This is a genomic window from Pontibacter populi (assembly GCF_019336435.1).
GTDB classification, from domain to species: Bacteria; Bacteroidota; Bacteroidia; order Cytophagales; family Hymenobacteraceae; genus Pontibacter; species Pontibacter humidus.
Genome location: NZ_JAHWXQ010000001.1, coordinates 254,153 through 278,118 on the forward strand (window position 1 = coordinate 254,153; position 23,966 = coordinate 278,118).

The 23,966-nt window shown below is 47.1% G+C and carries 17 protein-coding genes; 11 read left to right on the top strand and 6 right to left on the bottom strand.

Annotated features, from left to right (window positions below; translation table 11 throughout):
* The first annotated feature begins 25 nt into the window (after nucleotides 1–25).
* From KYK27_RS01050 to KYK27_RS01065, 4 genes are all read left to right on the top strand, one after another.
* Nucleotides 26–1,369 (top strand): MBL fold metallo-hydrolase, encoded by a 1,344-nt coding sequence (locus KYK27_RS01050; protein WP_199108218.1) that lies wholly within the window; start codon nucleotides 26–28, stop codon nucleotides 1,367–1,369.
* Between the two features lie 230 nt (nucleotides 1,370–1,599).
* The gene (locus KYK27_RS01055) at nucleotides 1,600–2,010 is read left to right on the top strand and encodes a hypothetical protein (RefSeq protein WP_199108219.1); all 411 of its coding nucleotides are present in this window, start codon (nucleotides 1,600–1,602) and stop codon (nucleotides 2,008–2,010) included.
* A 125-nt stretch (nucleotides 2,011–2,135) separates the two neighbouring features.
* Nucleotides 2,136–3,365, top strand: a complete 1,230-nt coding sequence (locus tag KYK27_RS01060; RefSeq protein ID WP_199108220.1) for an exonuclease SbcCD subunit D C-terminal domain-containing protein — start codon at nucleotides 2,136–2,138, stop codon at nucleotides 3,363–3,365.
* 158 nt (nucleotides 3,366–3,523) lie between these two features.
* Complete coding sequence (locus tag KYK27_RS01065) at nucleotides 3,524–7,171, top strand: AAA family ATPase (protein ID WP_199108221.1); 3,648 nt, start codon at nucleotides 3,524–3,526, stop codon at nucleotides 7,169–7,171.
* A 930-nt stretch (nucleotides 7,172–8,101) separates the two neighbouring features.
* Here KYK27_RS01065 and KYK27_RS01070 read toward each other — a convergent pair.
* Both KYK27_RS01070 and KYK27_RS01075 read right to left on the bottom strand, forming a co-directional pair.
* Nucleotides 8,102–9,190 (bottom strand): DegT/DnrJ/EryC1/StrS family aminotransferase, encoded by a 1,089-nt coding sequence (locus KYK27_RS01070; RefSeq protein WP_233150198.1) that lies wholly within the window; start codon nucleotides 9,188–9,190, stop codon nucleotides 8,102–8,104.
* 17 nt (nucleotides 9,191–9,207) lie between these two features.
* Nucleotides 9,208–9,615, bottom strand: coding sequence for a sugar 3,4-ketoisomerase (locus KYK27_RS01075; RefSeq protein ID WP_199108223.1), 408 nt, complete (start codon nucleotides 9,613–9,615; stop codon nucleotides 9,208–9,210).
* A gap of 120 nt (nucleotides 9,616–9,735) precedes the next feature.
* Between KYK27_RS01075 and KYK27_RS01080 the strand changes: the two genes are divergently transcribed.
* Nucleotides 9,736–10,650 (top strand): hypothetical protein, encoded by a 915-nt coding sequence (locus KYK27_RS01080; RefSeq protein WP_199108224.1) that lies wholly within the window; start codon nucleotides 9,736–9,738, stop codon nucleotides 10,648–10,650.
* Nucleotides 10,650–11,255, top strand: coding sequence for an IMPACT family protein (locus KYK27_RS01085; RefSeq protein ID WP_233150199.1), 606 nt, complete (start codon nucleotides 10,650–10,652; stop codon nucleotides 11,253–11,255). The genes KYK27_RS01080 and KYK27_RS01085 overlap by 1 nt, the downstream gene beginning before the upstream one ends.
* Before the next feature lie 358 nt (nucleotides 11,256–11,613).
* Here KYK27_RS01085 and KYK27_RS01090 read toward each other — a convergent pair whose 3' ends face one another.
* Entirely contained in the window at nucleotides 11,614–14,328 is a 2,715-nt protein-coding gene (locus KYK27_RS01090) for a hypothetical protein (protein ID WP_199108225.1), read from the bottom strand.
* A 143-nt stretch (nucleotides 14,329–14,471) separates the two neighbouring features.
* Between KYK27_RS01090 and KYK27_RS01095 the strand changes: the two genes are divergently transcribed.
* A complete protein-coding gene (locus KYK27_RS01095; protein WP_199108226.1) occupies nucleotides 14,472–15,347 on the top strand; it encodes a universal stress protein in 876 nt (291 codons plus the stop codon).
* Here KYK27_RS01095 and KYK27_RS01100 read toward each other — a convergent pair whose 3' ends face one another.
* Entirely contained in the window at nucleotides 15,348–16,229 is an 882-nt protein-coding gene (locus KYK27_RS01100) for a RimK family alpha-L-glutamate ligase (protein ID WP_233150200.1), read from the bottom strand.
* 133 nt (nucleotides 16,230–16,362) lie between these two features.
* Between KYK27_RS01100 and KYK27_RS01105 the strand changes: the two genes are divergently transcribed.
* The 4 genes from KYK27_RS01105 to KYK27_RS01120 all read left to right on the top strand — a co-directional run bounded on the left by KYK27_RS01105 (nucleotide 16,363) and on the right by KYK27_RS01120 (nucleotide 21,870).
* On the top strand, nucleotides 16,363–16,995 hold the full coding sequence (locus KYK27_RS01105; RefSeq protein WP_199108227.1) for a hypothetical protein: 633 nt from the start codon (nucleotides 16,363–16,365) through the stop codon (nucleotides 16,993–16,995).
* A 796-nt stretch (nucleotides 16,996–17,791) separates the two neighbouring features.
* Nucleotides 17,792–18,244: a D-aminoacyl-tRNA deacylase gene (gene dtd / locus KYK27_RS01110; RefSeq protein WP_199108228.1), complete on the top strand. Its 453-nt coding sequence runs from the start codon at nucleotides 17,792–17,794 to the stop codon at nucleotides 18,242–18,244.
* Nucleotides 18,245–18,248: 4 nt separating this feature from the next.
* Complete coding sequence (locus tag KYK27_RS01115) at nucleotides 18,249–18,575, top strand: nucleotide pyrophosphohydrolase (RefSeq protein WP_199108229.1); 327 nt, start codon at nucleotides 18,249–18,251, stop codon at nucleotides 18,573–18,575.
* A gap of 232 nt (nucleotides 18,576–18,807) precedes the next feature.
* Nucleotides 18,808–21,870: a PD40 domain-containing protein gene (locus KYK27_RS01120; protein ID WP_199108230.1), complete on the top strand. Its 3,063-nt coding sequence runs from the start codon at nucleotides 18,808–18,810 to the stop codon at nucleotides 21,868–21,870.
* A gap of 68 nt (nucleotides 21,871–21,938) precedes the next feature.
* Here KYK27_RS01120 and KYK27_RS01125 read toward each other — a convergent pair whose 3' ends face one another.
* Both KYK27_RS01125 and gcvT read right to left on the bottom strand, forming a co-directional pair.
* Nucleotides 21,939–22,667 carry a 2-phosphosulfolactate phosphatase gene (locus KYK27_RS01125; protein WP_199108231.1) on the bottom strand — a complete coding sequence of 243 codons (729 nt, stop codon included), beginning with the start codon at nucleotides 22,665–22,667 and terminating at the stop codon, nucleotides 21,939–21,941.
* Between the two features lie 103 nt (nucleotides 22,668–22,770).
* A complete protein-coding gene (gene gcvT, locus KYK27_RS01130; RefSeq protein WP_199108232.1) occupies nucleotides 22,771–23,859 on the bottom strand; it encodes a glycine cleavage system aminomethyltransferase GcvT in 1,089 nt (362 codons plus the stop codon).
* Between the last annotated feature and the right edge of the window lie 107 nt (nucleotides 23,860–23,966).

A 23,966-nucleotide genomic window follows, 5' to 3' on the forward strand; every position in this document is an offset into this window, starting at 1 on the left:
CTATAAAGTTTAACATCCGACCATAATGAAGATCGAGCAATTTTATGATAAAGGCCTGGCACACGCCAGTTACGCCATTATAAGTGAAGGTAAAATGGCCCTCGTGGACCCCGCCCGCGACCCGCATCCTTACTATGATTTTGCAAAAGAAAATAATGCCGAGATCGTAGCTGTTTTCGAAACGCATCCACATGCCGACTTTGTAAGCTCTCATGTAGAAATAGCTAAGAAAACCGGCGCTACCATTTATGTAAGCCAGTTACTCGGAGCCGATTATGACCACAAAAGCTTTGACGACGGCGATGAACTGAAATTGGGCAAATTAACGCTGCGTGCCCTGAACACACCAGGCCACTCTCCTGACAGTGTAACCATACTTTTGCTTGATGAAAACGGAAAACAGCATGCGGCCTTTACCGGCGATGCCCTTTTTGTAGGCGACGTTGGCCGCCCGGACCTGCGTGAGAATGTTGGCAACCTGACTGCCAAACGCGAAGAACTGGCAAAGCAGATGTACCAAACCACCAACAACGTTTTTAAAAAGCTGGACGAAGAAGTGTTGGTTTACCCGGCGCACGGCGCCGGCTCACTTTGCGGTAAAAGCCTGAGCTCCGATACGTATTCCACTATTGGTCGCGAAAAAAGCACCAACTATGCCCTGCAGGATATGAGCGAAGATGAGTTCATAAAAACCCTGCTGCAGGATCAGCCCTTTATTCCAAAGTATTTCGGGCACGACGTGAGCATGAACAAAGCCGGTGCCATCAGTTTTGAGGATGGCATTAAAGCCGTACCACGCCTGGATAAGGATGCGAAGCTGGAAGCTGGTGCACTTATAGTTGATACGCGCCCGCAGGATCAGTTTAAAAAAGGCCATTTACCAAACAGCATAAACATACAGGAAGGCGGCAAATTTGAGACCTGGCTTGGTTCTATAGTTGGTCCTACTGAGAAATTCTACCTGATCGCAGAAAACGAAGAAGTGCTTAATTCGGTGATCCGCAAATCGGCTAAAATCGGTTATGAAGGCAACATTAAAGGCGCCCTGCTTACCCCAACTACACTTCCTGAAAAAAGCGTGATAACGGATGTAGCAGAATTCCGGACTAACCCGGATAAGTACACCATAGTTGATATCCGTAACACAGGAGAAGTAAAGGACGGCAAGATATTCGAAAGCGCTGTAACTATACCCTTACCGGAGCTACGCGAGCGTCTAAATGAGATCCCGAAAGATAAACCGTTGATGGTACATTGTGCTGCCGGTTACCGATCCGCTGCCGGGCAAAGTATTCTGGAGCAAGCACTCGATATTCCGGTTTACGACCTGAGCGATGCGATAAACTCATTCAAGACTATAACACACTAACTATAATATAGTTATACTCAAAAGCCTGCTGGTAGCAGTAGGCTTTTTTCTTTTATTCCGGTCCTATCTTATAAAGTATAATCTGTGCAAACTATAGCTTAATTATAGTTTGCACAGGCATCAAAAATTCGTGCCTCGGCATACACAATTATCCGCTTTTTTGTCTTATTTTTGATGGTTTTTAGCACTAAGCCTGTTAAATTAACACCTCCATTATCACAACAACAGCTATGCCTTTCAACACCGTTTATGAATCTGACTTCTACAAAATAGAGGTTAACCCGGAAGGCAAAGTGCTTTACTCCGAATGGCTACGCCATGTAACTGAAGAGGAACTGATCACCGGCGCAACAAAACTCTACGAAGTACTCCGCGATACCAGGATAGAACGAGCACTGGCAAACGGGCAGATGATTGGCTCTATTACCCCTAAAGCCAAAGAATGGATGTCTGTTAAATTTTATGAACTGCTTTCCCAGACTAACCTCAAGAAACTTGCCCGCATTCTGCCTGTTAATGTTTTTCATCAGCTTGCGTTGGAGTCAGTTATTACCCGCGCCGAGGGTTTAGGAAAAACACGCTTCCAGGTAAAGAATTTCTCTGATAAAGAGGAAGGGATGAAGTGGCTCCTGGAGTCTTAAGCGGCCAATATTTTAGCATACTCCTTCTCTTTCTTTAATACTTCGTTCATAATTATCCTTATCTAAGAGTTGCAATATACCGATATACTTATGTATCTTGAGTGCGGATTTGGAGATGAAGAATTATGCGCGTATTACACACATCAGACTGGCACCTGGGCCAGCGCCTTGTTACCCTCGAACGTACCGAAGAACACCAGCATTTCCTGGACTGGCTGCTGCAAACCATTGAGCAGGAGCAGGTAGAGGTATTGCTGATGGCAGGCGATGTGTTTGATACCGGAGCTCCTTCCAACACTGCCTTCAAACTATACTATGACTTTCTGCAGAAGGTATGCGATACCTGCTGCCGCCACATTGTATTTATAGGCGGAAACCACGATTCGGTGTCTACGCTCAACGCGCCCAAAGACCTGCTTGCCTGCATGAACATCCGGGTAATTGGTGGCGCCACACCTGATCCGCTGGATGAACTTATCGTTCTGAATGATGCTGCCGGTAAGCCTGAGCTTATAGTTTGCGCCGTGCCTTTCCTGCGCGATCGTGACATCCGGTTATCTGTTCCCGGCGAAAGCTACGAAGAGCGCGAAGCCCGCTTAAAACAAGGCATAGCCGACCATTACGCCCAGTTTGTACCGCACGTACAGCCATACAAATCTGCTGGCGTACCAGTTGTGGCAATGGGGCATTTATTTGCAGCCGGCGGCACTGCTTCCGAAAGTGAAAAAGAAATACACGTGGGTAACCTGGGACAGATAGGTGCAGACCAGTTTCCGAAGGAGTTTGATTATGTAGCCTTGGGTCACTTGCACCGTCCGCAGCAAGTAAACAAAGCGCACCATATCCGCTATTCCGGCTCCCCTATTCCGTTAAGTTTTAGCGAAGTAACCGATAACAAAGTAGTTTTTATTCTTGATTTTGAAGCCGGTAAACTGGCTGATCTGCGTGAACTGGCTATACCGGTTTGCCGCAAACTGGTGCGCTTTAAAGGCGACCTGGAGAAAGTAAAACAGCAAATAGCCGTTTACGACAACAGCAACTATAGTTTACCTGCCTGGGCAGAGATCCAATTAGAACTGGACGCTCCCCTACCCGACCTGAACCAGCAACTGGAAGAAGTACTGCAACTCAAAAAAGACGAATTGCACCTGCTCATCCATCGTCCGCCGATCATCAAAAGAGAACGCCAGACACTGGAGCAACAGGTACAGGAAGAAGCCGACCTGCACACACTAAAAGAGAACGAAGTCTTCCTGAAACGCTGCCAAAGCGCCTTCCCGGAAAGTGATCATTCTGAATTAGTAGCCAGCTTCAGCGAGTTGTTGGAACTGATGCGGCAGGAGGTTGAAAGCTAACTATAGTTTAGGAGTTAGAGAGTTTAAGAATTTAAGAATGAAATGTAGAGACGCAATATTTTGCGTCCTAAACTGCATCAGACCTCGTAGCGTGTGCAGTTCCTACGAGCGTCTTTCCACCTACAAAGTGTAGTACAAAAAGAAAGTTATATTACCCCATGAAAATCCTGTCTGTCCGTTTCCAGAACCTGAACTCGCTGAAAGGTGAGCACGAGATCCGCTTTGACCAGAGCCCTTTGGTTGACGCCGGATTGTTTGCGATTACCGGACCAACAGGAGCCGGCAAAACCACTATTTTGGATGCGATTACTGTGGGGCTTTACGGCATGGTGCACCGCCATAACAACGACAAACCCCTTGATCTGATGACACGCCATACGTCGGAAAGCACATCGGAAGTGGAGTTTGAAGCGGATGGCAAACGTTACCGCAGCAAGTGGCAGATCCGCAGAAGCCGGGGCAAACTGGATGGCAAGATACAGGCCGTGCATATGGAGCTTTGCGACCTGGAAGATGACAAACCATTCGACCTGAAACCAAGTCAGGTGCCGGATAAGGTGGCTGAGATCTCGGGTTTAGACTATAGCCAGTTCTTGCGTTCGGTGATGTTGTCGCAGGGCGATTTTGCACGTTTCCTGAAAGCTAACCCGAATGAGCGCAGCAGCCTTTTAGAGAAGATCACAGACACCGGCATTTATTCCGACATCTCGAAATTTGCTTACGAAAAAGCGAAAACCGAACGGGCTAAAAGAGATGAATTAGAAGCGAAACTAAAAGACAGCAAACTGCTGCCCGAAGAACAGCGCCTGGGCTACGAAGCAACTATAGCCGAACTAACTGACACGGAGGCAATACTAACCACCGAAACCAGGGAACTACAGGAAAAAACCAACTGGCTCAAACAACTGCAACAGCTTCGCGAGCGTGCCGAAAAGTATAAAATAGAATTGCAAGTACAGGAAAGCAAACTGGCTAACCTTCAACCCGATTTTATAAAATTACAGCAGCACGAACAGGCAAACCAGTTTGTGGGCGAGCTTACGCAGATAAAAGCAGCAAATGGCAGGTTAACCGAAGTGCAGGAGCAACTGGTGCTCCTCGAAAAGCAGATACCTGTGCTGGAAGCTGAACTGGAACAAGCAGGCCATATTGCCCTGGAGGCAACCAAAGCACATCAACAGCAGCAGGAAGTTATACAGAAGTTAGAGCCGCTTTTAGGGCAGGTACAGCAACTGGACCATCAGCTGGAAACAATTAGAGAACAGTTTAAAACGGACAGGGAAGCGTACGTGCAGTTCGACAATGCGCTGCAACAGGAGAAAACCACCCTTGCCCAAAAGGATACGGAGCTGGGTACTCTAAAGCAAAATGCAACTGCCCTGAAAAAATGGTTGCAGGAAAACGCAAAGCTGAAAGACATGCGCGAGCACCTGCATGAGTTCCGCCAAACCATAAAAGACCTGACCGAAACCGAACGAACTATAGCTACCCTGATGCAGGAGCAGCAAACTATAAACCAGCAACTACAAACTGAAGCCAGACAACTGGCAACTATAGATTCTGCCCAAAAAGAACAGCAGCAAAAGCAAACTATGCTGGATGCGCAGAAGCAGGAAAAACTGGCCCAGTTACAAACTATACTTGCTGCCAAAAGCATGGATGAGCTGGAAAAACTGGCCCAGGAACAACCGTTGCTGTTGGCGCGTTTAGAGCGATTGCTAGAGTTATCAAAGAACTATAGTTTACAGCAACAAAAGTCTGCTCAGTTTACTGACCAGCTACATCAGCTGGAACAAACTATAGTTACTAAACAGGAAGAGCTTTCATCTACAGAAACAGACTATAACTCCGCCGCTGAGCGCCTGCAGGACCTACAGAAGCTGGTCACTCTGCAACAGCGCATACAGGAGCTGGAACAGCACCGCCATAGTTTGCAGCCGGAACAGCCCTGTCCGCTTTGCGGCTCCGAAGAGCACCCGTTTGTGGAGGGCAACTATACCAGCACGTTATCGGAGGAAGAGCAGCGACGCGATGCACAACAGGCTTTAGTTAAAGAACTTGATGCAACTAAAAATGCACTGCAACTACAACTGAACACGCTTCAGAACCAACACGATAGCGCTACAAAAGCCAAAACAGAAACAGATACTGAACTTGCCCGACTACTGCAAAACTATAAGCTGCAAGGCGAAGGTGTAACCATAGCTATAACCAACACCGAAGCGCTTCAGCAGCAACTACACCTACAGCACGTAGCACTGGGTAACCTGACTCAGACGCTGACTATAGCTCGTTCCCTGAGTCGTGAAACTGAAACTATAAACCAGCATTTACAGCAACTCCGCGAAGCACAACTACAGGCGCAGGCGCAGGTAAGTAAGCTGCAAAATTCAGAAGAAATGCTTCGCAGACAGCTGGGCCGGTTTACTGCGCAATTACAGGATTTACAGGAACAGCAACAGGTTTTCACGGAAACCGCACAGTCGTTTGCAGCCAGCTATAGTTTAGAATTTACTCCAGAAACACGTTTTGATTTGCTGAAGCACTTGGAGGCTCAAACCACTACCTATCAGCAGCAGCACGATGCTTACGAGGCCATGCGCGATCCGTTCCTGAAACTACAGGAGCAGGTAGCTAATCTAACTGAGAAAGTAGCAGAAAAAGAGCAGGCGCTGAAAGATAAAAAAGCAATTCTGGAACGGGTGCACATCCAGTTAACAGAACTGAAGGAAAAACGATACCAGCTTTTCGGGGATAAAAAACCAGAGCAGGAACGCCAGCATACAAATACTGAACTTGCCAACCTTGCCCGCCAAGCCGAGAACGCACGGGCAGCCCAGCAGAAAAAACAGCACGAATTACAGGAGCAACGCCAGCGCCAGAACGAGTATACCACAACACACAACCATAAAAAATCAGAGCTGGATACTTTGCGGGACGGATTATTACACGTGCTTCGCGAGAAAGGAATCGAAACGATAGAAGCACTCAGCCAAATGTTGCTTGACCGTGACGAAGCCGACCGCCTCGCCAACCAGAAAGCGTTGGTTGAAAAACAACTGACCGAAATCCGTAAGTCGCTGAGCGATGTACAGCAGGATCTGACACAATCCGAGACACAAAGCCTGACCTCCGAAACAATAGAGCAACTGCAGCAGCAGCTTGCTCTTAAAACCGAAGAGCAGCGCAACGTAATTGCCCAAAAAGCACGCCTGGAACAGTTACTGGAGCAAGACAAACAGCAACGTGAAAAGAACCTGGAACTGGCCAGCCAACTACAGATTCAGCAACAGGAATGCAACCGCTGGAGCCAGCTCGCTGACCTGATCGGTTCGGCAGACGGCAATAAGTTCAGTCGCTTTGCGCAGGGTCTTACGTTGGCAAAATTAGTAGAGCTGGCTAACCGTCACCTGCAGAAACTAAACGACCGTTACCGCATCCAGAAAACGGAGGGCGAGGACTTAGAATTAGCTATCGTTGACACTTACCAGGCCGAAGCAGTGCGCCCGATGAATACACTTTCCGGCGGCGAGAGCTTCCTGGTTAGTTTAGCGTTAGCGCTTGGCTTATCTGACCTGGCAGGCCGCCGCACCCAGATCAACTCGTTGTTCATAGACGAGGGCTTCGGCACACTGGACGCTGATACTTTGGACTCCGCTATTTCCACGTTGGAAAATCTACAGGCCAGCGGTAAAATGATCGGCATCATCTCGCACGTAGAAGCCCTGAAAGAACGCATCAGCACCCAGATCAAAATTCAGAAATTAGCAGGTGGGGTTAGTAAGGTTGAGGTTGTTGGGTGGTAAATGGCATTGTCATTTCGAACAAAGTGAGGAATCTATTTCAGCTTAAAGTTGCAGGACCTAGCAGTGTGCGCAGCTCCTGCTAGTGTCTAGGCTATAGCTCTTCTTTTGTCATTTCGAACATTCCTGAGACGCGAGTCGAAAAGAGCCAGCGCAGCTGTGAGAAATCTATCTCAGCTTTTTGCTAACTATAGTTGCAACCCGAACCAAGCTATCCTTTCATAGCCACTTCCAATCCTGGGAGCTTTACTCACCTATTGTTTCAATCCAGCTTTGGTGCCCTCACGGCCGGGAGGCCCCGTCTTCGGGCATCGCGCTGCTGCTTTCTTGCTTCCCTCGCTCTGCTCGGGCTGCCTAAAGGCACCGCAACAAAGCAAAGGCGCTCAACCCAAAGACTGTGATCTTTCGCATAGCAACTGCTTATCTATAGTTTTAAAAGATAAGCTTCGAGATTTATCGTGGTCATAGTTTCGAAGGGACAGGTAAAACTGTCCTGTTCTGTTGCTAAACTATAGCAAACTCAGATTTATCCCTTTAGCCGAAATGACAGATTGAAAAGTAACTGCAGAAAGTCCCCCTTGGAAGGGGGCAGGGGATGACAAACGGAAACTATAGAACTATAGCCACGAACAATAGCAACAACAGAAAAGCTCCCCGACTTGGATAAGGAGGGGATAAAGGGGTGATTGGATCACGTTACCTATAAAACTTTACCTCCAACTATAGCAGTAGCTTTATCCTGCCAATCCTTTAATCTTGTAAATCCAGATTCAGACAATTCCTATCCCTGCAGGGCCAGTTGAGTTGAAAACCCAACATCATAGGTAGACACGGGTTGCAAACCCGCGCCAGCATTATTGGTCGTAGAACTATAGGTCAAACCACAACAAATTCCTAAACCCTAAAAATCAACCAAATCCCATTAACCCCTGCTCAGATAAAAAACTTTTTAACACAGCGAATCACCTGCTCCTGTTCGGCTTCTGTTATCCCCGGGAAAAGTGGCAGACTTAAACAGGTATCGGCAAGTGATTCTGTAACCGGAAAGTCGCTTGTTTTATAGTTCAGGTAATTATAAGCCAGTTGCAGATGGATAGGAATTGGATAATGTATTGCCGTTTGTATGCCTTGTTGTTGCAGGTAACTTTTCAGCTCGTCGCGGCGCGATGTACGGATATTAAAGATATGATACACATGTCCGCAATGGTCTGCCGTAACAGGTAAAGTAAGATCAGCTATAGATTGAAGTTCCTGCAAATAAACATCTGCCAATCGCTGTCGTTCCTGGTTTTGCCGGTGCAGGTATTTAAGTTTTATAGTTAGAACAGCAGCCTGCAGGGTGTCGAGGCGGGAATTTACACCTATAAGTTCGTTGTGATATTTTTCCTGCTGCCCATAGTTGCGGTAACTATACATAAAAGCGGCCAGCTCCGGGTTTGAAGTAACAACGGCACCACCATCGCCCAAGGCTCCTAAATTTTTAGTGGGGTAAAAACTAAAAGCAGCGGCATCTCCGAATGTACCTGCAAACTGGTTTTTGTATTTCGTCCCGTGTGCCTGCGCAGCGTCTTCTACCAACTTCAAACTATAGCTTCGGCATAGACCCTGAAGTCTTTCCATCTCACAGGTCTGCCCGTACAAATGCACAGCAACTATAGCTTTGGTTTTAGGAGTGATATGTTTTTCGGCGGTTGCAGCAGTCAGGTTGTAGGTTTGTATATCAGGCTCAGCAAGCACAGGCACAGCGCCCAGGTGCACGACTGCATTGGCGGTGGCTATGAAGGTATTGGCCGGAACTATAACTTCATCTCCCGGGCTAATGCCCACCGCTTTTAAAGCAAGTACCAGCGCATCGAAGCCATTTCCCACTCCTATCGCAAAATCAGCGCCTAAAAACTTTGCAAAGGCATCTTCAAAAGCTTTCACCTCAGGGCCAAGAATAAACTGCTGCTCACGCATAACCCGTAAAACTTCCTGCTCTACCTGTTGCGTTATTCCTGCCGGCCAATCTCGGAATGCCATATATGGTACCTGCATAACTATAGTTCCCCGATCAGCTTTTTATAGTTGTCATAATCCCGCAGATAGTCCGTTTCATCATAATCGGTACTGGCCAGGCACAGCGCTATAGTTCCTTCGGTAAAAGTTAATTCAGTCCAGCACAGGGCTGGAATGTATAATCCGCTGTCGGATGATGAAAGTGTGAACTCACTAATGTTGTCTTCAGTTTCTGCTTTCACTTTTATAGTTCCGGTCAGGGCTACCAGTACTTCCTTGGTGGTTTTATTGGCATGATGACCACGTGTTATCCCGGCTGGCGTACCTTGTATCCAGAATACGCGCTTTACTGCAAAAGGCAGTTTATCGGCAAATTGTGTAGATGTAAGCAACCCTTCGGCGGCACTGCCAACCTGCTTAAAAGAAATCAAGTAAGGAGAATCTGACAACGTGATATGGGTTAAGTATAACTGCAAATAAATCTAATTTAGGCAATTTTGCTAATACTTGCAGTGCGTGCTTTACCTTGCTTCTTCTACATTTGTACTTAACCCGTTTTAAAGCCGACTATGCTCTACCTGCTGCTTAATATAATTGCCAGTACATCACTGGTCTTCATCTTTAAATTATTTCAGCGGTTCGGGGTACCAACGTTCCAGGCAATAGTTGTAAACTACCTGACTTGTGTAGTAGTTGGCTTTTTATTTTCGGGTAGCAGCAGTGTTGTGCAGGGAAGTTTGCTGCAACAAAGCTGGGTCGTTTACGCGCTGGCGCTGGGCACAATTTTTATCGGCACGTTTTACCTCATAGCCCTTACTACACACAAAGTTGGTATTACAGCAGCTTCGGTGGCAACTAAAATTTCGTTGGTAATTCCGGTGCTGTTTAGTCTGCTGGTACTCGAAAACAGCCTGAAAAACTATACTATATTAAACTATGCGGGCATGTTTGTAGCCTTGGTAGCTATCGTGCTTTCGTCTATCAGGCCGCGTAACCACGAAGATGGCGAAGAAACTACTTCTCCTTTTCTTGCCTTACTGCTGCCGTTCATCATCTTCCTGAACAGTGGTATCGCCGATTCGCTCATCAACTATACCAACCATTTTCATCTGCAGCAAAACGAAGTCAGCCAGTTTACAATGGTCACCTTTACTGGTTCGGCTATTGTTGGGTTAATAGTGCTGCTTTATTTGCTGATTTCAGGGAAAACTATTTTCTACAGCAAAAGCATTGCAGCTGGCATTCTGCTGGGCATCCCGAATTATTTTTCTATTTATTTCCTGATAAAGGCCCTTTATGCTTTTGGTAACGATGGCGCTTTTCTGTACCCGGTCCATAACATCGGTATCATACTGGCTGGTGCGATGGGGGCGGTTTTGTTCTTCGGCGAAAAGCTTACAAAAGTTAATTTAACCGGCCTTGCTATGGCAGTAGTGGCACTAGTGCTTATTTCATATCAGGAAATTGTTGCAAATTTGTTCTGATGATACAGGATACGTACCGAACTATAGCTGAACCAACCGAAAGCATTTACAAAGAAAAAGGAAGCAAGTTTCTGGCTTTTGCTTACCCGGTTTATTCTGAAGAGGATATAAAAGAGCAGCTGGCAGAATTACGTAAAAAGTATTTCGATGCCCGCCACCATTGCTACGCCTATAGTTTAGGAGCCGACAAAAGCCGCTACCGCGCCAACGATGACGGCGAACCCAACCACTCTGCCGGCGACCCCATACTGGGCCAGATCCGGTCTGCTGATCTGAGTAATGTGTTGGTGGTTGTAGTGCGTTATTTTGGCGGAACTAAGTTGGGTGTCAGCGGCCTGATAAATGCCTACAAAACTGCTACTGCCGACGCCATCGCCGAAGCCACCATCATCGAAAAGCACGAAACCTCACTGCTGCAGGTACACTTCGAATACCCTCAAATGAATGACGTAATGAGCCTTGTAAAAGAATATAACCTGGACGTGCGCAACCAGCAATTCGAACTCGCTTGTGTTTTGACTATAGAAGTAAGGAAGCAGTTGCAGCAGGAAGTAACCTCCAAACTGGAAGATATAGAGGGTGTTCGTGTGGTGGTCAGGAGCTAGCGAGTTTCCAGTTTAACTTTCCTTTTTGTCATTTCGAACGCAGAGAGAAATCTATCTCAACTTATAGTGCTATAGCTAACTATAGTTGCAACTTAAACCAAGCCTTTTCTTCCATAGTTTCCTCTAATCCTGGTAGCTCTAATCACCTATCGTTCTATAGATAGCTTTGGTGCCCTCTCGGGAGGGGCAGGGGTGGGTTAAAACTGCAACTATAGAACTATAGCTAGCACTATTACCAAGCCTGTCCCTATCGGGCCAGTTGAGTCAGGAGACTCAACCCCATAATAAGTCACGAGCGTGGACGCTCGCACCAGCAGTAAGCAATATAGAACTATAGCTAAACAACCTCAACTACAATCTACCGCTTTAACCTGAAGTTTATCTTCTGTAATTCTCTGCGGTAAACTTTATAAAGCGAGAAGCTGTTTTCTGCTTCGTTGTGGTAAATGGTAACCGGCTCACTGCTGTCCAGGGCATTGCCACCGATTAAACGGCCGGTTGCATCGTAAAGGTATGTTTTCTGAGGGCCTGTTTCTGTAATTGCGTATATAATATTGTCGCCTCCGAAGTTATAGTACTGCACCAGTTTTGGGGCTGATGTCACAAAGCGCTTCTCGAACAACAACTTCTGTTCCTGATTAAAAATCGCCACTTTGCCCTGCTCCTGCCTTGCAAATACAAATGCTTTATCATCATTGCCAGCCTGCACCATTTCAAACATAGCACGTTTGCTTGGCCTTGGTAGTTTATCGCGGCGCAGCACACGGCCCTGCAGGTTAAAGGTAATTACCTCCCCGTAGCGGGTTACAGTTTTCAGTTCGGTTTTGCGCAGGTCTGCGCCAACTTTAGCTACAGCCCCACTTGTCACCGGCGACTTTAAACTGAACGGAAATCCCTGGTAAGTATCGCCATTTTTATTTAACGCATATACATAGCCGTTTTCGAGCATCACCAGTATCACATCGCGGGTACCAATACGCAGGTGCTGCGGGTCGGCAGCCAGTTTATGGTCTAGGCGGCGCGGTTGCCAGCCTTGTATGGCATTTCCCCTGATGTCGTACATGTACAGGTTACCGAGGTTATCATCTACCAGCAAATTATAGTTGCCGCTACGGTCGTAATCCAGTATGGTCAGGCGCTGTATATTCAGGGAGTCGGCCAGGTTAAACGGAAAGTTCTCTAACGACTCGCCCTGGTTGTTGATGGCGTGGATGCGGTTGGATGTGGCAAAAAGGTAACGCAGCCTGTTCTCCGGCCCAATTGGCAGTTGCTTTATAGTTCCGCGCACAGAACTTCCTAAACTATCGGTCCAGGTTCGTTTGCCGTCGGCGGTAATGTTGTAAAGTGTATAAGCAGAATCCTGCACTACCACTTCGTAGCTTTTATCAACCACATTCTGCACCGGGTAAGGGCGCGAAACAAGCCTGCTGTCGAAAGGTATTGAGAACGCTGTATTATAGTTGCTTTCGGTTACATTGCTGCTTTCCTGTTTCCGGATAACGATGCTGGTATAATACTGGCTTTCAACTTTGGCATACTGCACACTTACCTGGTTAAATTTCTTGATGAACGACGATGCCTGCAACAGGCTTTCACGTTCTTCTTCGGAGGTATAGCGGCTTAAGATATACCAGGCATTTATTGTATTGATGTAAAAGCTAAAATTGGCTTCCTGTAATAGTTCACCCTGCAAGGCCTGTTGTACCGGCGATTTGCTCCACACCTTTTCAGCCAGAATATCATCAATCAGCGCGTGTGCCGTGCTCAGTTCATCCGTAAAAAGGATATAGTTATCCAGTTCTACTATGTAAACCTGCTCAAAGCCAGAAAACATCTCCCCAAACAGCTTTTCGGGCAACTCCGGAACAGCCATCTCCTGAATTTTATAGCCACCATACACACCAGTATACAGCCTGTTTTTCTGAACCTGATCTGTATTTAATTTCTGCAGCAGTTGCAGTGTTTGGCGCTTGTTACCAGATAAGGCATAAAGTACTTTCTCGGGACTGTTGCGGGTGGTATTGGTCTCGAGGTAAGCCAGTACAAGTTCCTGCTTAAACGTACTTGCCAAGCTATCTATAGTTGCATCGTTTGCAGCTGGCTTGGCTTTGGTGTTTAGCTGCTTTACACGTGCAATTTGCTGTACCCCAAAGTGCAGCATCACCGCAGTGCGGGTTGGCAGATACTTTTTTACGAGAATTGGTTTGGGTTTTACAGCCAGCAGGTTGTTATGCATCGAGCCCTTCAGAAGCTCCGGGTTAGAGAAACCATTCAGGGATATCTTGTTTTCATCGAGCTTCAGCTGCAACATGCCATTACGGCAAAGGCTGCTCAGGTATTGCACCTGCGGCATTATCTCATCCTTCAGAAACAGGTTGAGCAACGCAGGTATCTGCCGGTTGTTAATGTATACGTTGGCGTACACATCGGGCTGCTCCAGGTAATTCGCGTTTTTATATTCGGCTGCAACAGATGTAGGGTTATCTAATGCAGCGCGGCGTACCACTTCTTCTATCAGAGTCGAAGAAGCACTCAGGATCATGTTGTTATGGTACGAGAAGTAGGTATAGTGCAGGTCAAGCGGTTTATAGTATACTTCGGTTAGCAACACGCCATTATACTTCCGCGAGGTTTGCTCAAAATCAGGGTTGCGGGCAATGTTTTCGGTTATAGTTCTCAGGAAGCGGTGCTCGCCAACAGAATTTACCGGGATGTAGAAAACAAAGTTGAGAGAGGTTTTGCTGGTAACATGTACCGAGGTAAGAATAGTCTTTTCGTTGAAAAAGCGGTTCAGGCGCAGTTTACTTGGCGAAACACTATCCAGTACAGCCATGTTCTCCTCAAACTCCTGCATAACCGGCAGTACCTCCAGCTGCTGCCAGAGCTCGGTTTTATGCAGGTGGTTGCCCAGTGCCTGATGGTTATTGCTTTCGATTACAAGCGCAGCACTTTCCGGCACAATCGCCCAAAGGTCTACCTTCTCCTTGGAGGCCTGCCAGCGGCTAAAGCCATAGTATGCCAGCGATGCCAGCACCACAAACCCGATAAAGTAGAAAAAAAAGCGTTTCAGCATGAAAAGCGTTATATGTGCACAAAAATAACCGAATTTTTTAAACCATAGGATTTTCCAGATTTATGTTGCCAACTATAGCCTGCCATACAACTTATCCGGAGGCAGCGTACGTATACTTTAAGCCGAACTCAAACACGCAACCTATGTTTAAAATACTGGTACCAGTCGATCTTACGGATAGCGCTTACAAAGCCTGTAACTTTGCCCTCACATTTGCCAACCAGGCACCCGAAGCAACCGTGGTTATACTCCATTGTTACCAGGATTACCTGGAAGAGCCAAACGGCGAAGGCATGTTTTCGGAAAGCAACGCCACCTCAGAAATCATAACAGACCATGTGCTGCGCCGCAACCAGACCGATGCCCAGGAAAAGCTCGATGAACTATACCAGTCGCTGAAAGCCGTAAATAAAAATCCATACCTGCAGCTTGAGCGCGTGTTCATGTACGGCATGCCCGAAGACCTGGTACCGGAAGAAGTGCAGCGTTTTAAACCGGATCTGCTGGTAATGGCTACGAAAGGCGAATCTAACCTGGCCCGTACATTTTTCGGAACCATCTCTACCAATATAGCCCAGGACGTTAAAGTACCCATGCTGACCGTACCCGAAACTTACGAAGGCACTACCCTTAAACGTGTGCTGTATGCCACTGATTTTGATAAGGAGGATGCCCAAACATTAGAGGCGCTACAGCAGCTTTTACTGCCTTTTAGCCCCGTTATAGAATGCGTGCACGTAGCCGACGAGCCAACCCGAAGCGATAATAAAAAGCTTGAAGCACTACGCAGCAAATTACAGCAAACCGCTAAAACCAATATCAGCTACACCTTACTGGATGGAGATGATGTGGCTGATGCGCTGCAGAAATTTGTATCCGAACAGGCTATTGATATGGTGGCCTTAACCAGCCGCTCCCGTACCTTGCTCGGTTCCCTGCTAAACCCCAGCCTAACCAAACGGTTAATGCTGGAGTCGCAGGTTCCGTTACTTATTTTTCATGCCTCAGCAGATGAATAGTTACTGAAGTTGGGCCATTAACGCCTGGTAATAACGCTCTAAACTACCTCCTGAAGTGCTCAGAAACAGGAAAGGCTCAATTAACTCCAGCTCCATCAGTACCAGTTCATTGTTAAGCGCTACGCCATCTACGCGGGCATACAGGCAGTCTTTCGCAAATTTATCAACTATAGTTTGTGCTGTGGCCAGTAAGGCAGCCGGAGGCGTTGGGGTGTGTATAGTTCCGCCGAAAAAGTGCTGTACTCTAAAGTCGCCGGGCTTGGCTGTTTTAAGCACCGTGTGACTATAGTTCCCGCCAAAGAAAATAAACGACCACTCGCCATCGGTTTTAATTTCTTCGATAAACGGTTGCGCCAGGAACGGCTCCTGCTGCAGTAGTTGGTTTATTTCAGAAGTTTTGGCTTCGGCTTCTTCTATAGTTAAGGCAAATGTATTTTTGGCACCGCCGCTTACCCGTGGCTTCACTATAATTTTTTCGCTGCCGAGTTCTGCAAAAGCTGCCTGCGCATTAAATGTACTGTTCTGCTCCAGCCAAACCGTCGGAACTATAGTTACGCCAGCGGCTTCCATAGCCTTAAAATAAACCTTGTCAGCGTTCCAGCGTAGTGTTTTTACCGGGTTCAGCACCTTACAGCCTGCAGCTTCTACCTTATCCAGCCAACTATAAAAAGCAGCAATCTTGTCAAAATAATCCCACGGCGATTTAATGATCAGGGCATCAAATTGACTCCAGTTTACGTTTTCATTATCCCAGACCTGCCATGTAACCGGCAAGCCTTTTCCCGTCAGAAACTGGTATAAACGCTCATCTTCTGAGTCGGCGTTTGCGGTATAGTTGCCAAGGCTTTCACAAGTTATCAGCGCTATTTGTTGTATTTGCATAATTGTATCATATTTGCTGCGAATTTATACTTTGGGCAGCGCAGAAACTATAGACGAAGGCACATTTAAACAAAACTTTAAAGTGCGTGGTTCTCGTATGTGAGGTATAAGACTTACCCTTTTCCCCGACACCATGTTTACCCTGCTCTGCAACAGTTTCAACTATAGGTATGCCCTACGCGTACGGCTGCTTGCGCTGTTGTTTTTTGTGCATTCTGTAGCTGTAGCCTGCACCTCAGAGCCACCCAGCGAAGAAAGCACATCACCCGTTTCACGCGAAACCATAGACACAGCTGCCGTTCGTGCCCCCCGCCGCGCACCTGCCACTATTGATTTTTTAGGCAATCCATTTATCGCCAATGTGGTTCAAAGCAACTCGTTGAGCGCTTATTTTGATAAAATTCAGGATGATTTTTCGGTAGATGCGGATGCGATCGAGAACATGCACCGCCCTAACATTACGGACACGATCTACACGATCCGCTTCGGAAATTCTATGCTGGAACTATACGCCCCAACTCAATCAGGCAAATTACTCCTGCAAGTTGCTGATATTAGGAACAGTACAATTAAGCTCCGTAACAACCTGCGTGTGGGCATGCCCCAGGAGGAACTAACCGGAAAACTGAAAGCCCAGAACATCCAGTTACAACAGTCTCCGGACAAGATCATCGCCTCCACCAAAGACGGCGCTCCTATCCACTTATACTTCTTCCTGAAGAACGGCAAAGTTTCGCGGATTTTTTATGAAGGGTATGTTGATTAAGGTAGTGAGGTATTAAGAAGATAGAGAGTTTCATAATCTGCTGACTTGGCAGTGTGCGTAGCTCCTGCTAGTGTCTGAGCTATAGTTCAACACATCTCTATTTTGTCATCCCGAGCGGCAGCCGAGGGATCTTATATGTCTTTTAGCTTCTCTTTTGTCATTTCGACATCAGGAGAAATCTATCTCAGCTTAAATTTTGATTCTCTACTAGTTTACGTCTCTACAACCCGAACCAAGCCTTTTCTTTCAAATTTCCTTTCATCCTGGGAGCTCTACTTACCTATCGTTTCATCTTTAGCTTTGGTGCCCTCACGGCCGGGAGGCCCCGTCTTCGGGCATCGCGCGGTGTACATTTCTTTTGTTCGTTCCTCACAATGCCTGGCGGCACCAGAAATCTACAAGGCGCTCAACCCGAGGACTGAGAAGCTTCTCATAGATAGTATTATCTATATTTTGAACCGGTAAGCTTCGAGATTGATCTTGGTAATAATTTCGTAGGGACAGGTGAACCTGCCCTGCTCGTGGACGGTAACTATAAAACGATAACCTCAACTAACAACTATAGCAGAAATCCCCTCTCGGGAGGGGCAGGGGTGGGTCAAAATCGCAACTATAGAACATTACTTCTAATTATAGCAGCAGCCAAAAAGCTCCCGCCTTAGAAAAGGAGGGGTTGGGGGTGGCTGGACCATGCCAACTATAAATCCCAAGCTCAGCTAACTTCTTCCAAACACACTTTTCAATTTTTGAAAATTTAACATCTATCTTTGCCTTGCAACCAATAATATCACTTGAAATGCGTGTAGTCATTCAGCGGGTAACACAGGCTTCGGTAACTATAGATAAGCAGGTGAAAGGCGAAATAGGCCTGGGCTTGCTGGTACTCGCCGGCTTCTGCCCTACCGATACCGAGGAAGACCTGAAATGGACAGCATCTAAAATTGCACAGCTCCGCATTTTCAGCGACACTGATGATAAAATGAACCTGAGTGTGCAGGATGTGAATGGTGATATATTGGTTATCAGCCAGTTTACATTATTTGCTAACACTAAAAAAGGAAATCGCCCTTCTTACATCAACGCTGCTCCCCCAACTATAGCCATACCATTATATGAGAAGTTTATAGTTTACCTGGAAACTGCTCTGGGCAAAAAAGTACAGACCGGTGAATTTGGTGCCGACATGAAAGTAGCTTTGCTAAATGATGGCCCGGTTACGATAACAATAGATTCTCAGAACAAAGAATAAACTTATGACCATACAGGAAGCACAGCAGGTAGTAGATAATTGGATAAAAGAAAATGGCGTACGTTACTTCAGCGAGCTTACCAATATGGCCATCCTCACCGAAGAAGTTGGCGAAGTAGCCCGCATCATTTCCCGCCAATACGGGGAGCAATCGTTTAAACAAAGCGACACCGGCAAAGACTTGGGCGACGAGCTGGCCGATGTACTATTCGTGCTCATCTGCCTTGCTAACCAGACCGGCATTAACCTTACCGAAGCCCTGCAAAAGAACCTCGACAAAAAAACAAAACGCGACAGCGAGCGCCACAAGCAGAACCCAAAACTGCAATAACCCTCCCCAACTATACCCATAGTTTCCGACCATTAATAACATCTTGCACACTTAACTGGGGTTCTGCTAAATATTCTGTAAAAGTCTGACGCCCTGCGACTTTCTAAACGTATACAGGCATAAGATTTGCTGCATTTTATTGACTTCGATCTTCCTTCCATAGTAAAATAAATCAGGGTGCCAGCCTGAGCCGAAACGGCTGTGCCCATCGGTCATTTTATTTATAGAAGCTATGTATCGCAAGTGCTTATCTTATCAGATCGCTGCGCTTTTGCTGCTGTTCCCGCTGCTGGCACAGGCGCAATACTTTGGCAGAAACAAGCCTGCCTATACTAAGTTTGAGTTCCAGGTACTCCACAGTCCGCACTTTGAGTTCTACCACTATTTTAACGATCCGCAGGATGCAGTAAAACTGGTGCAGGACGCCGAGAAATGGTATTCCATGCACCAGGCCGTTCTGAAAGACACCTTCAGCACGCGCAATCCCATCATCATGTATAAAAACCACGCTGATTTTCAGCAGACCACCGCTATAAGCGGCGAAATTGGTGTGGGTACAGGTGGTGTTACCGAAGGCCTCAAAAACAGGGTGGTGATGCCTGTAACACTATCTAACCGGCAAACTGACCACGTGCTTGGCCACGAACTGGTGCACGCGTTTCAGTACCATATGATGCGCACCGGCGACTCCACTAACCTGTATTCTATCCAAAACCTGCCCCTCTGGATGGTGGAAGGCCTGGCTGAATACATGTCTCTCGGGAGCGTGGACCCCAACACGGCCATGTGGATGCGCGATGCGGTGATTAAAGATGATATTCCGACAATTAAGGACCTGACCCGGAAACCGCGCTACTTCCCATACCGGTGGGGGGAGGCACTTTGGTCGTTTATAGGCGGTTCTTTTGGAGATGATAAAATAGCTCCCTTATTTGAAGCAACCGGCAAAAACGGCTTTGAACGCGCAACAGAAACTATACTGGGTGTAGACGCCGAGACCCTGGGCAATATGTGGAAGACCAGCCTTCAGAACTATTACAAACCCTACATTGCACAAACTGACACCATAGCGACCGGCACCAAACTACTCCACCCCGAAAATGCCGGCACCATGAACATCAGCCCTGTAATAAGCCCGAATGGCCGCTACATTGCCTACTTGTCGGAGCAAAATGTATTGTCGCTGGATTTGTTTTTAGCGGATGCCCGCACAGGTAAAGTAATCAAACAACTGGCCAACACCATCCGCTACGAGCACCTCGATAACTTCAATTTCCTGGAATCGGCTGGCACGTGGTCGCCAGGAGGTAATAAGTTTGCCTTTGTTGTTTTCTCGAGAGGCCGAAACCGGCTGGCTATAGTTGATGTAGCTCGTTCACATGTTCTGGAAGTGCTGGATGTACCCGGTGTTGTGGCTTTTAGTTACCCGGCCTGGTCGCCGGATGGCAGCAGCATTGTGGTAGCCGGCCTGGTGGAAGGAAGATCGGATTTATATCTGTATAACCTCAAAACAAAGAAAACAACGCAACTTACCAAAGATAACTATAGTGATGTAATGCCTTATTGGTCAGCGGATGGCAGCAGGATCATTTTCTCTACTGACCGGCCAGCTCCCGGCCAAGGCAACTCCAACAAGGGTCGTTTTAACCTCGCCGAGTTAACAATAGCAACCGGGCACATTCAGTTATTTGATGTTTTCGCCGGTGCCGATAACCTGAACCCGGTGTATGCCCCTAACTCAGATGATATACTTTTCCTTTCGGACCGGGATGGCTACCGCAACATGTACCGCCTGAACAGGGCAGATAACACAGTGCAGCGCCTCACAAACTATGCAACAGGTATCAGCGGCATTACAGCACTTTCGCCGGCTATGAGTGTGGCCAGAGATGAAGCGACTGTGGTATACTCGCATTACCAGCGGGGTAACTATAGTATCTATAGTTCACCGCTGGCAGCATTTAAAGCCCAAACCGTACCTTCCGATTCTATCGATTTCAGGGCTGCCGTTCTACCACCACAGAGCCGTGTAAAACCGCTGGTAGACCAGCAGCTTGCCCAGATGTACAACACCGCTTCGCCGGTAAAACCAGATCAGATAAATGCTGTAGCCTACAGACCCCAGTTTAAGCTCGACATGATCAATGGTTCGGCTGGTGTGGGAGTTCAGACAGCAGGGCCGATCCGTTCAGGGCTGCAGGGTGGCGTAAACATGCTCTTCAACGATATAGTTGGCAATAACCAGATATTTGGTGCCGTAAGTTTAAATGGCGAGATCTACGACTTTGGTGCCATGGCAGCCTACCTGCGGCAAACGGGCAAAATACAATGGGGAGCTTCCCTGAGCCATATCCCCTATTTATCTGCCCGGATTGGATCCAGAAGCGATACGCTGCAGACTGCTGAAGGTGGCGTTCCCGTCGATAACCTGATCCTACAGCAGATACGCACCTACCAGGACCAGATTGCTTTAATGGGGAACTACATCCTCAACACAACACACCGTTTTGAGTTTGGCGGAGGTATCTCCCACTATAGTTACCGCATCGACCAGTTTAACAACTACTATACCAACGGCTTTTACATCCGCACCGACCGTGAGAAGATCGATGCGCCCGATGGTTTTATGTTTGAGCAACTGTATGCCGCTTACGTAGGCGATAATTCCCGTTTCGGATTAACCTCACCTCTGGCTGGCAGGCGCTATAGGCTGCATGTGGAGCGCTATTTTGGAGAGTTCAAGGTATATAACCTGTTGGCAGATTACAGGCAGTACGTCCGTGTTAAGCCCTTTACATTGGCTTTCCGGGCCCTGCACCACGCACGCTACGGCCCAGATGCTGAAAGCGGCAGACTAGCCCCTTTAACTATCATCTACCCGTTTTATATCCGGGGTTTCGGGAATGAATACTTTATCAGAAGCCAGGAACAGGGCAACCCAATCTCTTTTAACAACCTGTATGGCACCCGGATTGCGGTAGCTAACATGGAAATAAGACTGCCTTTTACCGGCCCGGAACGGCTTACCCAGATCAAATCCGGCTTTCTGTTTTCGGACCTGAACCTGTTTGTAGATGGTGGCCTGGCCTGGAGCGAGCATCGCCTTTTTAATGAAACAGAATTTAGCGGGCAGTTTGGTAGAGAGATAGAATACAGGCCACTGATAAGCACTGGTGTTTCGGCACGTATTAACCTGTTTGGAGCCATTATAGTTGAACCTTTTTATGCCATACCTCTGGAGAAGAATGGTATGAAGCTCGCGAACTTTGGGATAAATATTGGCCCGGGCTGGTAAACTATAGTTTAAGTTACAGGAAGGGTTTATAAACTATAAAGGCCGGTACTTATACAGGCCTTTATAGTTTAGGCAGTTATAGTTTGCCTGGCATACAGATCAATCAACCGGTCTTCTTTCCAGACAGGTAGCACGTTATACTTATCATGCAGCAGGCAGAATTCTACATCTTTATGAATCTCCAGGTTCTCCAGGCGACGCACATGCGATGATTGTCTTAAAAAGCCAGCAAGGTCATTCTTAGCGGCATGGTACAAGTGTAGCGAAGCCAACGTCGCATCGTTCTCAAAGGTAAAGCTATCCTGTAATCTCTCAGCCAGGGCCCCGGCAAAGAGCGTATCTTCCAGGTTAAACTTCCCTTTCCAACCGGCGCAAACTACCAGCACATCCAGTTGTAGTTCCTTTAGATGATCAGCCACAGCCTGTAAATTCAGGAAGGCCCCAACTATAATTTCATCCGCCTCCATGGATAAATGGATAGCACGCGTACCGTTGGTGGTGGTGATGGCTATAGTTCGGCCCTGCACGTTGCCATCCATGTACGCAAACGGCGAGTTACCCAGGTCAAAACCTTCAGCTTTTACGCCATCGCGTTCGGCGGCAATCAGGCAACCTTTTTCGGCAAAGGCCTGGCACTCCTCCAGCTTCATTACCGGAATTATATCCGTAGCACCATGCGCAAATGCAGCCACCATGGTAGAAGTAGCCCGAAGTATATCCACAGCCACAACGGCTTTTCCCTTCAGCTCATACAAGTGCAACAGCTCCGGGCTGAAACACACATCTATACTTGGCATTAATTAATGGTTAAATTGTTGGATTGCTAAATTGTTAAATGGTTAAACCGTCAGAATAAAGTCTTCCAACAATTTAACCATTTAGCCCTTTAACAATGTAATTCTATTTCTTCAGGATCGGCAATTTAACGATCTGGCCTTTCATATCTTTGTTACGCACGCGGATGAAGATCTCAGTGCCTGGCTTGCTGAATTCTGTTTTAACGTAACCCAAACCAACACCTTTGCCCATGGATGGCGACATCGTACCAGATGTTACTTCACCGATCTGCTCGCCTTCCGCGTTCACGATCTCATAATGTGCTCTCGGGATCGCTTTTTCCAGCATCTCGAAACCAACCAGCTTGCGCTGCACACCCGCTTCTTTCTGAGCTTTCAGGTTCTCGGAGTTCACAAACTCTTTGTCAAACTTCGTGATCCAGCCAAGGCCGGCTTCCAGCGGAGAAGTAGTATCGTTGATATCGTTACCGTACAGACAGAAACCCATCTCCAGGCGAAGCGTGTCGCGGGCACCTAAACCGATCGGCTTAATGCCATGCTCCTTACCAGCTTCCATTATCGCATCAAAAACACGCTTGGCATCTTCGTTCTTCACATAGATCTCGAATCCGCCTGAACCAGTGTAACCTGTAGCTGAAACGATAACATCAGGCACGCCTGCAAACTCACCTTTATCAAACGTATAGTAGGTCATGTTAGCCAGGTCCAGCTTTGTAAGCGACTGCAATGCATCAACCGTTTTCGGTCCCTGCACCGCAAAAAGCGACATCTCATCAGAAATATTCGTCAGCTTCGCGCCACCTGTATTATACTTATTGATCCACTCCCAGTCTTTATCGATGTTAGAGGCATTAACCACCAGCAGATAGTCCTCATCGCCCATGCAATAAACAAGCAGGTCGTCTACAATACCACCTTGCTCGTTCGGGAAGCACGAATACTGAATTTTACCCGGCGTTAGTTTAGAAGCATCGTTGGTTGTTACACGCTGAATCAGGTCCAGCGCGGCCGGTCCCTGCACCAGGAACTCGCCCATGTGCGACACATCAAAAATACCAACGGCGTTACGCACCGTGTTATGCTCTTCTAAATCTGAAGAGTAGCGAACAGGCATATTATAACCGGCAAAAGGCACCATTTTAGCGCCAAGTGCTTCGTGTACATCGTTTAATGCTATTTTCTTTAATTCCATGATCTTATTCTTTACTCAAGGGGTTCTATAGCAAAAGTAACTAAACTTTTTAATTGCTGTTGGCTGAATTATTAAATTGTTGATGTCTTATGGGTTGGGATATTTAT

Excerpts from the sequence above, each read along its gene's own strand:
- KYK27_RS01050 (WP_199108218.1), top strand. The coding sequence starts at position 26 with ATGAAGATCGAGCAATTTTATGATAAAGGCCTGGCACACGCCAGTTAC.
- KYK27_RS01055 (WP_199108219.1), top strand. The coding sequence starts at position 1,600 with ATGCCTTTCAACACCGTTTATGAATCTGACTTCTACAAAATAGAGGTT.
- KYK27_RS01060 (WP_199108220.1), top strand. The coding sequence starts at position 2,136 with ATGCGCGTATTACACACATCAGACTGGCACCTGGGCCAGCGCCTTGTT.
- KYK27_RS01065 (WP_199108221.1), top strand. The coding sequence starts at position 3,524 with ATGAAAATCCTGTCTGTCCGTTTCCAGAACCTGAACTCGCTGAAAGGT.
- KYK27_RS01070 (WP_233150198.1), bottom strand. The coding sequence starts at position 9,190 with ATGGCATTCCGAGATTGGCCGGCAGGAATAACGCAACAGGTAGAGCAG.
- KYK27_RS01080 (WP_199108224.1), top strand. The coding sequence starts at position 9,736 with ATGCTCTACCTGCTGCTTAATATAATTGCCAGTACATCACTGGTCTTC.
- KYK27_RS01085 (WP_233150199.1), top strand. The coding sequence starts at position 10,650 with ATGATACAGGATACGTACCGAACTATAGCTGAACCAACCGAAAGCATT.
- KYK27_RS01090 (WP_199108225.1), bottom strand. The coding sequence starts at position 14,328 with ATGCTGAAACGCTTTTTTTTCTACTTTATCGGGTTTGTGGTGCTGGCA.
- KYK27_RS01095 (WP_199108226.1), top strand. The coding sequence starts at position 14,472 with ATGTTTAAAATACTGGTACCAGTCGATCTTACGGATAGCGCTTACAAA.
- KYK27_RS01100 (WP_233150200.1), bottom strand. The coding sequence starts at position 16,229 with ATGCAAATACAACAAATAGCGCTGATAACTTGTGAAAGCCTTGGCAAC.
- KYK27_RS01105 (WP_199108227.1), top strand. The coding sequence starts at position 16,363 with ATGTTTACCCTGCTCTGCAACAGTTTCAACTATAGGTATGCCCTACGC.
- dtd (WP_199108228.1), top strand. The coding sequence starts at position 17,792 with ATGCGTGTAGTCATTCAGCGGGTAACACAGGCTTCGGTAACTATAGAT.
- KYK27_RS01115 (WP_199108229.1), top strand. The coding sequence starts at position 18,249 with ATGACCATACAGGAAGCACAGCAGGTAGTAGATAATTGGATAAAAGAA.
- KYK27_RS01120 (WP_199108230.1), top strand. The coding sequence starts at position 18,808 with ATGTATCGCAAGTGCTTATCTTATCAGATCGCTGCGCTTTTGCTGCTG.
- KYK27_RS01125 (WP_199108231.1), bottom strand. The coding sequence starts at position 22,667 with ATGCCAAGTATAGATGTGTGTTTCAGCCCGGAGCTGTTGCACTTGTAT.
- gcvT (WP_199108232.1), bottom strand. The coding sequence starts at position 23,859 with ATGGAATTAAAGAAAATAGCATTAAACGATGTACACGAAGCACTTGGC.